Here is an 11,461-nt window from a genome sequence, read left to right on the forward strand (position 1 = left end):
CGAACGTCTGCACTCCGTCAACCACAGTTGCCTCTTGAACACTTGATGGACCAGATCGCTGTTGATCCTCTCTCACCCACCGACCAGGACGACAGCCTCGGCCTGACATGCGGGACAGCCCTTAGCCGGCGTCGAGGCGGCCAAACTGCTCCAGCGTTTCCCACCACGACCACGCACTACGGATTGGCCGGTTACCTCCCTGAACCGGACGGACCTCTACGACTGGCTCCGCCACCCCAATCAGCGTCTGCCCGGCACCGAAAGCAGTCAGGCAACGCGGATGGTCGGCGCCCGTCTGTTACTGCGCTGGATGGAGACGTTTCCCGGCGACACCTGGCAGCAGCGCTGGCTGGCTTCCCCTGCTGCCGACAAGCAGAAGGGCTGGTACACACACGTCCAGGCCTACTCCCGGACACTGCACCGGAACACTCCGTCTGCGACGATTCAGGCGGGGATGCACACCCTCATCTGCGCCGATGCCATCCGGCCCAGTCTCACGTGGCTCATGGCCAACTCGTCGAGGTTCGTTCGACCGGGCATCCAGCACAGCAGGGACCCCGAAGGCTTCGCCCGCATGGAGGCGGCCGGCTGCCCCGGGGGCGGAGACATGGACACCGCCTCGGCGGCCCTTCTGGCCATCGCCCAAATCATCGCGGCATACGGCGGCACCGTCCGGGACATCACTGTCGGAGACTGCCTGGCCCTGTTGCAGGCGGCCGGTCCTCGCAAGACCGCCACTCGTAACGCGAGGCTCGCCTACCTCTGGCTCAGGGAACTGGGACAGTTCCCGCCGGACGCGCCAGGCAGTCTGCTCAGCTTCTCCAACCGCGCCGGCCAGGTGAGCATCGAAATGCTCGTCGACCGCTACCAGCTGCAATGCAAACCGGTTCGGGATCTGATCGTCGACTACCTCAACGAGCGCCGTCCCAGCATCGACTACAGCTCACTCAAGCAACTGTCGACGGTGTTGGCCAAGTTGTTCTGGTCCGACATCGAACGCCATCATCCGGGGATCGACTCCTTGCGCCTCGACAAGGAAGTCGCCGCCGCCTGGAAAGCCCGGCTTGCCACGAAGACGGTCCGCCGTCGGCAACCCGATGGCTCTACCGCACTGGTCACCGAACCGCGGGAGACCGCCGCGGCGGTGAAGCAGATGGTCAGAGCGTTCTACCTCGACATCGCACACTGGGCGATTGAGGAGCCTGAACAGTGGGGCCGCTGGGCAGCGCCAGTCCCGATCAGCCAAGACGAGTGGTCGACCAGGAAGCTCGGACAACAGCAGAAGTCCCGCTCGGACCAGCGGACTCGCGAACGCCTGCCAGTGCTGCCAGCCCTGGTCCGCGTCGCGGAACGTCGCCTCAAGGATGCCAGGACCAGGTTGGACGCTCTGAACGCCGCGAGTCCGGGCGCCACGATCACAGTGCTGGGCGAGACTCTCACTCTCGCGCGCCGGACCGCTCGGCTCGACGGCCGGCCCATGAACGCCTACGACGCGGCCGGCCGTCGGCGCCACCTGGGAACAGAGGAGAAGCGAGCCTTCTGGGCGTGGGCAACGATCGAGATCCTGCGGCACACAGGAATCCGGATCGAGGAGCTCGGCGAGATCGGCCACCACAGCATCATCAGTTACAAGCTGCCAACCAGCGGAGAAATCATTCCGCTTCTCCAGATCGCACCATCGAAAAACGATCAAGAGCGACTTCTGCTGGTGACTCCGGAACTCGCGGACGTACTCAGCGCAGTCATCTCGCGGGTCCGCTCGGCAAACGGTCCCGTCCCTCTCGTCCATAGCTACGACTCCCACGAGAGGACGTGGAACCCGCCGATGCCGCTTCTCTACCAGTGGCACGTCAGCGGAGAGAACCGCCAGATCTCGCAACACACCATCCGCGAGGCACTCAACGAGACCCTCATGGCATCCGGACTCACCGACACGTCAGGCAGACCGCTCACCTTCGCACCCCACGACTTCCGGCGGATCTTCATCACGGACGCCATCATGAACGGCCTACCTCCACACATCGCGCAAGTCATCGCTGGTCACGGCAACATCAACACCACGATGGGCTATGCCGCCATCTACCCGACAGACGCTATCGAGGCTCACCAGGCATTCATTGCTCGCCGACGAGCGGTTCGACCTGCCGAGGAGTACCGAGCCGTCACAGCGGAGGAGTGGGAGGAATTCCTCGGCCACTTCGAGCGCCGCAAGCTCGCTCTCGGCGACTGCGGACGCGCTTACGGCACCGACTGCGTCCATGAGCACGCCTGCGTCCGATGCCCACTCCTCATCGTCTCCCCCTCCGAAAGGCCCAGGCTCCTCGAGATCCGCGACAACCTGGCCGAACGGATCGCGGAGGCTGAGCGCGAGGGCTGGCTCGGCGAAGTAGAAGGGCTCAACGTCAGTCTTACTGCGGCCCAGGAGAAGATCTCGCAGCTAGACGCGAGGCAGGAACGCAAGAACTCCCCAGTCTTCATCGGCATCCCCACCTTTGATCAGCTTGCTGTTCGCACAAGCGAGGCGAAGGCGCCCATACTCGCGAGCCGACGACCGGCTCCTGGTGCCGACCCTCACTCACAAGGGCGATAGCGCTTTCGTCACCGCAGTAGGACGTCGATACCGCGGTCCATGAAGATCTCTAGAAGCACCTCGAAGAAGGCGCCATTGCCCCCGTGGTCACTGACGAGATACGCCCTTGCGGAGTCTGAGTGTTGCCATTCCAAAGTGAACGGAGGCGCGGCACCGAACCCTCCGCCGAGACAGTCGTCCACGGCAGCGAGGTTCCAGCCGAAGTAGCCCCCGGGACCGTTGATGGCTTCACCCAGCGCGCAGTAGAAGCTGTCGGGATCGACGACTTGCAGACCGTCCAAGGTGAACACTTGGCCTGGCGCAGTGTCCTTGGGGTGGTCTCGACGCTGGTACTGCCGCGACCACAGCGCTACAGACAGCCAGGCTTTCCGTTCTTCCGGAGAGAGGGAGTGCCACATGCCCTTCCGGTTCAGCTGTCCAGTTCGAAGCAATTCCCACACCCATTCCGAGCCGGGGAGGAGCTGGTCGCACCACAGACGCACAGTGATGTCGAGAAGCCCTTCCTCGCGAAGGGAAGGCTTGGCGGCGGTTGCGGTGAGGTTGTTGACGAAGTAGGAACCCATCTCACTGCCCTTGGCGTCGAGGAGAGCCAGGTGGGCACTCCCCGCGCTTGCGCGGCGCCCGTCGAGATGGTCGAGGCAGGTCAGCAGCGCGCCTCGAGGCGAGCACCCCAGAAGTTCGACCTGGCGATGTCCATCGTCGCTCCCAATGAACAACCCGCTGGCTTCCTGCGCGAAGCCCCAGAAGTCGCTCTCATCCTCGTCGCTGGTCAGGGCGTACTTAAACCCTTCTCCAGCGCGGCCCAGCATCTCCACAGCACCCCCTGAGGCGAAGAGCCTACAGAGAAGCCCTTGGGCGTAGTTCAGCCAGCCGACCGGTCGGCCTCACATGCAGCGGCACTCGTCTCTCCCCTAGTTCAGAGAAGGGTCCTTCCACCTCGACTCCGCCTGGCACCACGGCTGGGAAACGGTCGCGACCGTGGTCGCCACCACCAAGGCGACCACCCGATGACCAGCCGTTCCCGCGCGCACAGACCGGGTGCGTGCCTCGCTCAGCATCGCCCAGCTCGCCCTCCCGCAGGTTCAGGACGACCTGAACGCCGACGACGTCGACGCCCGCGAGCTCGCCGCGATCCTGCGCGAGCTCCAGGAGGACACCGCCGTGCCCGGCGGCCTCTTCCCGATGCTCGCGCAAGTGGTCAGCACCGCAGCGCGCCGGGCAGAACAGCTCGAGCCCGACCACGACGGCGACGCCTCCTGCCCCCTGCATGAGGTCGCCGCCCTGCTCACCGACAACGCCGGGCAACGCCTGAACTGGTCCGCCCGCTCCCTCGACCCGCAAGGAGATACCGCATGACCTCGGTGCTGTACCCGGACCTGCCGGAAAACGGGCTGATCGTGCTGATCGGCGCCTTCGGAGCGGGCAAGTCGACGCTGGCCCGCACCTGGCCGGACTCCCAGGTCCTCTCGCTCGATGGTCTGCGGGGCGTGGTCAGTGACGACTTCTCTGTCAAGTTCAGCGTGTTGAGGCCGGCATGTCTGGCGCGCGGCTCGATGGCTTAGACCTCGTTTCTTATGGCGTGATCGTTCGTTGATCCGTGCATGACGGATTTGGTTGAGCGGTTGGTGCCGGACGAGTTGTGGGTGCTGTTCAGGCGGGTGGTGCCGCCGACGGTGGTGATCCGTCCACAGGGCGGTGGCCGACGCCGGGCGGGAGACCGTGAAGTTCTGGCGGCGATCATCTTCGTGGCGACTTCGGGCTGCACATGGCGGCAACTGCCGCCGGTGTTCGGCCCCGCCTGGCCCACGGTCTACCGCCGGTTCGCCCAGTGGAGCCGGGACCGGGTCTGGGCGAGGCTCTATCGCGCGATCCTCGACGAACTCGGAGCGCGGGGCGAACTGGACTGGTCGCGGTGCGCGATCGACTCCGTCAGCCTGCGGGCCGCAAAAGGGGGCCACTGACGGGACCGAATCCGACCGACCGCGGCAAGCTGGGATCGAAAATCCACCTGATCACCGACCGGAACGGACTGCCTCTGTCCCTGGGCATCTCCGGCGCGAACATGCACGACAGCCAGGGCCTGGAACCTCTCATCCGCGGCATCCCACCGATCCGGTCCCGCCGCGGCCCACGCCGCCGGCGCCCGGCGAAGCTGCATGCCGATAAGGGCTACGACTACGACCACCTGCGACGATGGCTCCGTCGCCGAGGTATCCGCCACCGCATCGCCCGCAAGGGCGTCGAGTCCTCACAGCGGCTGGGCCGGCATCGCTGGGTGGTCGAGAGAACCGTGTCCTGGCTGGCCGGCTGCCGAAGGCTCCACCGCCGTTACGAACGCAAGGCCGAACACTTCCTCGCCTTCGTCGGCATAGCCGCGACCCTGATCGGCTATCGCCGATTGGTGGGCCTGCTCACGGCCTGAGCCGGTCCTGCTGCACGTCGAAGCAGACCAGCCCCATGGACTCCGCCACGGCCGCCGCGTAGGCCGACGCCTCCTCGGCCATGCTCCAACGCATGGGGAAGTAGATCAGCGGGCCGCTGGCCTCACCGATCAACGGGCCGGTTGACCAGGGCGAAGTGTCCTCCTCGTCCTCGGTGAGGTCACACCACCGCTCAAGCAGCGCAGCCACATAAGCCGCGATGCGTTCGGATGGAGGCTCTTCCACCTCGCCGTCGATGTAGCGGTCGTACAACTCGTTGAAGACTCGGCCGGCGGTCCTGTCGTCCGCCGGCCTCTCGCCTTCCCAGACAGCAAGGTCGTAGCTCATGTCAGGACACTCTCACGTCGCTCTGACAGCCATAAGAAACGACGTCTTAGAAGCTTGTAGATAACGCCTGCTTCACGCGAAGGACCAGGTAAGGCCAGTTAGTTGGGATTGGCTCTCCCGCGTCGCGCGGATCTTGCGTGGGATGGATGTGCTGTCGCCGGTCCGGCGATGCCCCGATAATCACCACGCCACCGGAAGTGAGACCCCACCCATGCCTACGCCGCGTCCGCGTCCCTTTGCGCAGGTCGACGTGTTCTCCTCCACCCCGTATCTGGGCAACCCGGTGGCTGTGGTGCTCGGCGCCGACGGCCTGGACGACGAGGCGATGCAGCGCCTTGCCCGCTGGACGAATCTGTCGGAGACCACGTTCGTGCTGCCGGCCACGGTCCCGGAGGCGGACTACCGGTTGCGGATCTTCACCCCGGGTGGTGAGCTGCCGTTCGCCGGCCATCCCACGCTCGGCTCGGCGCATGCCTGGCTGGAGCACGGCGGAAGGCCGCACCGCGGTGACCGCGTCGTGCAGGAGTGTGCGGCCGGCCTGGTGGACGTACGGTGCGGGGAAGGCGTCCTGTCCTTCGCCGCGCCGCCCACCCGCCGTAGCGGCGCGCTGGGGGAGGAGTATCTGCAGCAGGTGGTGGAGGCGTTCGGTATCGGCCGGGAGCAGGTGCTGGCTCATCAGTGGGTCGACAACGGCCCCGGGTGGGCGGTGGTCCGGCTGGCCACGGCTCAGGAGGTCCTGGCCCTGGAGCCGGACCTGTCGCGGATTCCGACGGCCATGGTGGGCGCCGTCGGCGCGTATCCGCCGGGCTCGAAGCACGCGTTCGAGCTGCGCAGCTTCGCGCCCGGCGTCGGTGTGGCCGAGGACCCGGTCTGCGGCAGCATGAACGCCTCGGTCGGCCAGTGGCTGATCGGGTCGGGTGCCGCGCCGGCGAGCTTCAAGGTCTCTCAGGGCGCGCGGCTGGGCAGGGCAGGAGACATCACGCTCTCCGCCGATGCCGACGGCAGCGTCTGGGTCGGCGGAGCGACCACCACCTGCTTCCGGGGCACCGCCGCCCTGTAGCGGCCGCGCCTGGACAACACGCCTTGCCGCTCGTCCGCGTCCTGACCCGGGACCGAACCGGAAGACAGCATGAGAACCATCGGGCTCATCCACGGCATGGGCAGCACCGCCACCGCGCACTTCTACCAGCGTCTCAACGAACGCGTGAACGACCGGCTGGGAGGTTATGAGCAGGCAGAGGTGCTTCTGGCCAGCGTCAACTTCGGCGTGGTTGACCGCTGCGTGCAGTCCGGCGTGTGGGACTACCTCGGCCGGTACCTGGCGCGGAAGGCGATCGCCCTGGAGGCGGCCGGTGCCGAGATCCTGGCCATCGGCGGAGGCACGGGACACGTCGTGGCCTCGGCTCTTGAGCGGAGCACAGCGCTGCCGCTGCTGCACATCGCCGACGCGGTGGGCGACGCCGCACGCGCTCTTGGGGTGTCGCGGCTCGGGCTGATCGCCTCCAGCCCCGTGGCAGAAGGGTCCTACTACGCAGACCGGCTGGCCGGCCGTGGAGTGGAGGTCATCACGCCCAGACCAGCGGTCCGCTCGTTCGTCCGGCGAGTGATCGTCGAGGAAGTAAGCCACGGGCTGCGGACCAACGCCGCCCGTGACGGATTCGTGCACCTGGTGAGTGACCTGGGCGAGCGGGGAGCCGAGGCTGTCGTGCTCGGCTGCACCGAGGCCGGCCTGCTCATCAGCCAGTGCGACGCCCCTGGCATGCCGCTCATCGACGCCACGGAACTGCACATCGAAGCCATCGTCGAAGCCGCCCTGCGCAGGCCGGTCGAATCCTGGTCCTTCTGAGCACCGGGCCGCAGCACCAGGGCCGGCCGACGTGAGGTGGGGTCAGCCGCGCAACGCCAGGGCGGCACCCAGGCCGACCAGACCCACGCCCGACGCTCCGGCGAGTGACTGCCGGACGCTGCGGCGGCCAAGCAGCCGCTCGACGCGGGCGAGAAGCAGGAGCACCAGCACGAACCACAGCAGGCACAAGAGCCAGAAGACACCGGCGAGGACGCTGTGCGCGGCCGTCGTTCCCAGGCCAGGCAGGCTGAACTGGGGGAAGAGGGCCAGGTAGAAGACGGCCACCTTGGGGTTGAGCAGGTTGCTGATCAGGCCCTGCCGGAAGGCGGTGCGCACAAGGCGCCCCGCCGTCGGGGCGGGACGGCCAGCGCGGGGAGCCGGATCGTCCACGGCAGCACCGCGGCGCAGGCGGACGAAGCTGGCCAGGGACTGGGCACCCAGATAGATCAGGTACAGGGCGCCGACGATGCGCAGGATCGTGTAGCCGACCTGCGAGGCGGCCAGCAGGGCCGTCAGGCCGGCCACCGCGGCCGTGGCCAGGACCGCGTGTCCCAGCATGATTCCCGCAGCGGTCGCCTGGCCCGCGCGCCGCCCCGACCGGGCCGTGTTGCCCAGCAGCAGGGTCAGATCGGGGCCGGGTACGACGATGATGACCAGGGAAGCGGCCACGAAGCCGAGCAGTTCTGGCATGGAAATCCGTTCACGTGTACATGGCCCCGGGTCGGTCGCACCGCGGGGAGCCGTCGCCGGGGCCGGGGTCCGACAGCGGCCATGGAGCCATTCCAGCGCACGGCCCCGCCGGGAGGGCAGGGCCAATCCGAATGATCTGGACTGACCGTGCAGCGATTTCTGCAGGCAGTTCGCAGTCCAGCGCCGTATTGGCTGGGAGCTGCTCCGGTGCGGCCGCTGCAGCAACGCGCAGGGGGACAACGGCAAACGGGTACTAGTACTCCAGCCGGACTTCTGTATTTGCGCTGGTCAACGGTCTGGTGGTGGGGAGTGTAGCGAGGGTTCGGCATGTGCGGGCCGGTCTTGGGCCGACCGTCCCACCAACGGGTGCCCGCGCCGCATGTAATGACAGCACTGGGCACGTGCTTGGTGACGGCGTCGCCATCGGGACCAGTTCATCGCGTGGTCGCGGGGTGCAGGATGGCGGCGGGGTTCAACTGCCAGCAGACGACGGATTTCGGCTGGTGTGAGGGCCACGAGGTCGGGTGTGTCGGCCTCGTCACCCCTTTTTCGCGCTCCTGCACGGCCATCACGGCGAGGAAGGCGTGGGCGAGCATGGCGAGCGTGATGTGGCGGTACCAGCCCACGTAGTGGCGGACCTCGTACTGGTCCAGGCCGCACTCGTTCTTCGCGCTCTGGAAGCACTCCTCGATCTTCCAACGGCTTCCGGCGACGCGGACCAGGTCGGCGACGGTGGCTTCCAGCGGGGTGCAGGCGAGGTAGTAGGCGATCTCGTCGGGCTTGCCGATGCTGCGGCGGGCCAGCATCCAGCGCTGCCGGGTCGGCTCGTCACCGTCGGCTTCGGTCGCTGCGGGCAGGCGGGCGGCAGCCCAGTCGTAGAGCCGTTCGCCCTTGGCCCCCGGCCCCGCCGACAGACGTTGCCAGGCCTTGGGCGGGGCCTGAGCGATGAGATGGTCGATGCGCGGGCCGCTCACCTGCTGCGACTTGGGCACGGCGACGACGTAAGCGAGCTGCGTGTCTTCCAGGAAACGCCGGAAGCGGGAGTCCTGTCCGTAGGCGGAATCCGCGGTGACCCAGGCGATGGGCAGTGGGGAGTCCAGGGCGCGACGAATCATGTCGCGGGCGAGGTCGCCCTTGGTGGCGAAGGTGCGCTCGTCGGGGATGCGGGCGGCTTGGCAGCGTTCCCGGTCCTGCGTCCAGGACTGGGGCAGGTAGAGCTCGCGGTCGACCAGGGCGTGGCCGCGGGTGGTGGCGTAGGCGGCGAAGACGCCGATCTGGCAATTCTCGGTGCGGCCGGCCGTGCCGGAGTATTGGCGCTGCACTCCGGCGGAGGTGGTGCCCTTCTTCACGAAGCCGGTGTCGTCGAGAATCAACACACCATCTGGACGACCGAGTTGTTCGGCCACGTAGGCCTGCAGGTCGTCGCGGACGCCGTCGGCGTCCCAGCGGCTATGGGAGAGCAGGTGCTGCAGGCCATGCGGGGTGTCGTGGCCGGCGTACTCGGCGAGCTGCCAGCTGTTCTTGCGGCCGACCGGGCCGAGCAGCCCACGGACGTAGTCCCGCATCCGCCGCCGGGCTTCCACCCGGCAGAAGCGGGCTCCGGTCTGCAGGAAGAGTTCTTCGAGTTCCAGGTCCCAGGCGTTCGTCGGTACGTCGTGGATCACGGCAATGGTCTGCTCGCGGTGCTGTCATTACATGCGGCGCGGGCACCCGTTGGTGGGACGGTCGGCCCAAGACCGGCCCGCACATGCCGAACCCTCGCTACACTCCCCACCACCAGACCGTTGACCAGCGCAAATACAAAAGTCCGGCTGCTAGTCTTCTGAGTCAGGAATTCTGTTCATATGTATAGGGTTGCGGGGTGGCGCGTACTGGGCGGCCGAAGGCCGAGTTGATCCTGTCGGATGCGGAGCGGGCTGCGCTGGAGGGGTGGGTGCGGCGCCGTTCCACGCCGCAGGCGTGGGCTTTGCGCTGCCGGATCATCCTGGCCTGCGCGAGCGGCGTGTCGAACAAGGACGTGGCCGCGCAGTTGGGTTCCACGCGGCATGCGGTGGGTCGGTGGCGGAAGCGGTTCGTCGAGCACCGGATCGCCGGTCTGGGCGACCTGCCGCGTCCGGGCGGACCCCGGACGGTCACCGACGAGCAGGTCGCCGCCGTGGTCACCAAGACGCTGGAGTCGACGCCGAAGAATGCCACGCACTGGTCGACGCGGGCGATGGCGAAGGAGATGGGCCTGTCGCAGTCGACCGTGTCGCGGATCTGGCGGGCCTTCGGCCTGCAGCCGCACCGCACCGAGACGTCTCTGCTGTCCACGGACCCGTACTTCGTCGACAAGGTCCATGATGTGGTCGGCCTGTATCTGGATCCGCCCGAGCGGGCGCTGGTGTTCTGCGTGGACGACAAGAGCCAGATCCAGGCGCTGGACCGCTCCTAGCCGGTGCTGGCGATGATGCCCGGGATCCCGCAACGGATCACCCACGACTACGTGCGCGCCGGCACCACCACCCTGTTCGCCGCACTCGAGGTCGCCACAGGCAAGGTGATCGGCTCCCTGCACCGTCGGCACCGGGCCGAGGAGTTCAAGAAGTTCCTCATCAAGCTCGACCAGGAGGTGCCGGCGGACCTGGACGTGCATCTGGTGCTGAACGACTACGCGACCCGCAAGACTCCGGCGGTCAAGACCTGGCTGGTGGCCCGTCCCCGCTTCCACCTGCACCTCACGCTCACCGGATCGTCCTGGCTGAACCTGGTCGAGCGGTGGCTCGCCGAGCTGACGAACAAGCGGATACGGCGAGGAGTCCACGGAAGCGTCCAGGCGTTGAAGAAGGACATCCGGACCTGGATCGCCGCATGGAACACCGATCCCGACCCCTACGTGTGGACCAAGACCGCGGACGAGATCCTCGAACGCCTCGCCAGCTATCTGAACAGAATTCCTGACTCAGAAGACTAGTACTGCAACGGTGCTTGTTCTGAGTGCTGGGCAGTTTTCAAGGACTGTGTCCGCGTCGTTTGTAGTGACTGAGCCGAGCCTGATACTGCCGTCTGCGGCGCCATGTCGACCAGTGCAGGATGTGGTCGACCGGGGTGGGACGGCGGTCGGTGAGTCGGGTGATCAGGCGTCTGATTTCGGCGAGGCTGAGGTGGATGAGCTGGGAGGATCCGTTTCTGCTTTGTCCGCGTCCAGCTGTCGGGCTCGCAGGACGGTCAGGCAGGCGTGGGCGGCCATGGCCAGGGTCATGTGGCGGTGCCATCCGGGATAGCGGCGGACCTGGTAGTCGTCCAGGCCGCACTCCTGCTTGGCGGTCTGGAAGCATTCCTCCACCGCCCAGCGGCTGCCCGCGATGCGGATGAGCTCGTCCAGTGTGGTGTCGGCGGGGCAGTAGGCGATGTAGTAGGAGATCTTAGAGGGCGTTTACGCAGGTTAAGCCCTGTAAGCGGTTTTTGCTCCTGTTCTGCTTTGAGGGCTTTAATCCCGTAGGTGGCGAATGGCGCTCTCCGCGGTGGATGCTTGGTCATCCGTCTCGTTCGCTTTTACGCCTGGAAGTCCGTCTGGTTTGAAGTTGC

At 66.9% G+C, this 11,461-nt stretch carries 9 protein-coding genes and 3 pseudogenes; 7 read left to right on the top strand and 5 right to left on the bottom strand.

The window, feature by feature from the left end:
- Positions 1 to 310 precede the first annotated feature (310 nt).
- Complete coding sequence (locus ACZ4V6_RS36105) at positions 311 to 2,590, top strand: tyrosine-type recombinase/integrase (RefSeq protein WP_467835446.1); 2,280 nt, start codon at positions 311 to 313, stop codon at positions 2,588 to 2,590.
- Positions 2,591 to 2,598: 8 nt separating this feature from the next.
- On the opposite strand, the gene ACZ4V6_RS36110 is transcribed toward ACZ4V6_RS36105, so the two are convergent.
- On the bottom strand, positions 2,599 to 3,399 hold the full coding sequence (locus ACZ4V6_RS36110; protein WP_467835459.1) for a barstar family protein: 801 nt from the start codon (positions 3,397 to 3,399) through the stop codon (positions 2,599 to 2,601).
- Positions 3,400 to 3,628: 229 nt separating this feature from the next.
- Here ACZ4V6_RS36110 and ACZ4V6_RS36115 point away from each other — a divergent pair, with 229 nt between their 5' ends.
- The 3 genes and pseudogenes from ACZ4V6_RS36115 to ACZ4V6_RS36125 all read left to right on the top strand — a co-directional run bounded on the left by ACZ4V6_RS36115 (position 3,629) and on the right by ACZ4V6_RS36125 (position 5,012).
- Positions 3,629 to 3,946 (top strand): hypothetical protein, encoded by a 318-nt coding sequence (locus ACZ4V6_RS36115; protein ID WP_467835448.1) that lies wholly within the window; start codon positions 3,629 to 3,631, stop codon positions 3,944 to 3,946.
- A pseudogene (locus ACZ4V6_RS36120) lies at positions 3,943 to 4,092 on the top strand (ATP-binding protein); the annotation flags it as partial. The gene ACZ4V6_RS36115 and the pseudogene ACZ4V6_RS36120, both read left to right, overlap by 4 nt.
- Positions 4,093 to 4,191: 99 nt before the next feature.
- A protein-coding gene (locus tag ACZ4V6_RS36125) for an IS5 family transposase (RefSeq protein WP_467835450.1) occupies positions 4,192 to 5,012 on the top strand; the annotation gives its coding sequence in 2 pieces (ribosomal slippage) (positions 4,192 to 4,549 and positions 4,549 to 5,012; 822 coding nt in all).
- Here the strand turns inward: ACZ4V6_RS36125 and ACZ4V6_RS36130 are convergent.
- Positions 5,002 to 5,358, bottom strand: coding sequence for a hypothetical protein (locus ACZ4V6_RS36130; protein WP_386794235.1), 357 nt, complete (start codon positions 5,356 to 5,358; stop codon positions 5,002 to 5,004). The two genes, ACZ4V6_RS36125 and ACZ4V6_RS36130, sit on opposite strands and share 11 nt — an antisense overlap.
- A 211-nt stretch (positions 5,359 to 5,569) precedes the next feature.
- On the opposite strand from ACZ4V6_RS36130, the gene ACZ4V6_RS36135 reads away from it, so the two are divergent.
- Together ACZ4V6_RS36135 and ACZ4V6_RS36140 are read left to right on the top strand one after the other, a co-directional pair.
- Positions 5,570 to 6,418, top strand: coding sequence for a PhzF family phenazine biosynthesis protein (locus tag ACZ4V6_RS36135; protein WP_467835452.1), 849 nt, complete (start codon positions 5,570 to 5,572; stop codon positions 6,416 to 6,418).
- A gap of 69 nt (positions 6,419 to 6,487) precedes the next feature.
- Entirely contained in the window at positions 6,488 to 7,204 is a 717-nt protein-coding gene (locus ACZ4V6_RS36140) for an aspartate/glutamate racemase family protein (protein WP_467835454.1), read from the top strand.
- A 42-nt stretch (positions 7,205 to 7,246) separates the two neighbouring features.
- Here the strand turns inward: ACZ4V6_RS36140 and ACZ4V6_RS36145 are convergent, their stop codons facing one another.
- Positions 7,247 to 7,894, bottom strand: a complete 648-nt coding sequence (locus ACZ4V6_RS36145) for a LysE family translocator (RefSeq protein ID WP_467835456.1) — start codon at positions 7,892 to 7,894, stop codon at positions 7,247 to 7,249.
- 434 nt (positions 7,895 to 8,328) lie between these two features.
- The gene (locus ACZ4V6_RS36150; RefSeq protein WP_467835457.1) at positions 8,329 to 9,558 is read right to left on the bottom strand and encodes an IS701 family transposase; all 1,230 of its coding nucleotides are present in this window, start codon (positions 9,556 to 9,558) and stop codon (positions 8,329 to 8,331) included.
- A 197-nt stretch (positions 9,559 to 9,755) separates the two neighbouring features.
- Here ACZ4V6_RS36150 and ACZ4V6_RS36155 point away from each other — a divergent pair.
- Positions 9,756 to 10,847 (top strand): annotated as a pseudogene (locus ACZ4V6_RS36155) (IS630 family transposase).
- A gap of 162 nt (positions 10,848 to 11,009) precedes the next feature.
- On the opposite strand, the pseudogene ACZ4V6_RS36160 reads toward ACZ4V6_RS36155, so the two are convergent.
- A pseudogene (locus ACZ4V6_RS36160) lies at positions 11,010 to 11,306 on the bottom strand (IS701 family transposase); the annotation flags it as partial.
- Positions 11,307 to 11,461 lie beyond the last annotated feature (155 nt).

The sequence above is a fragment of the Streptomyces sp. NPDC029152 genome (genome assembly GCF_055564355.1).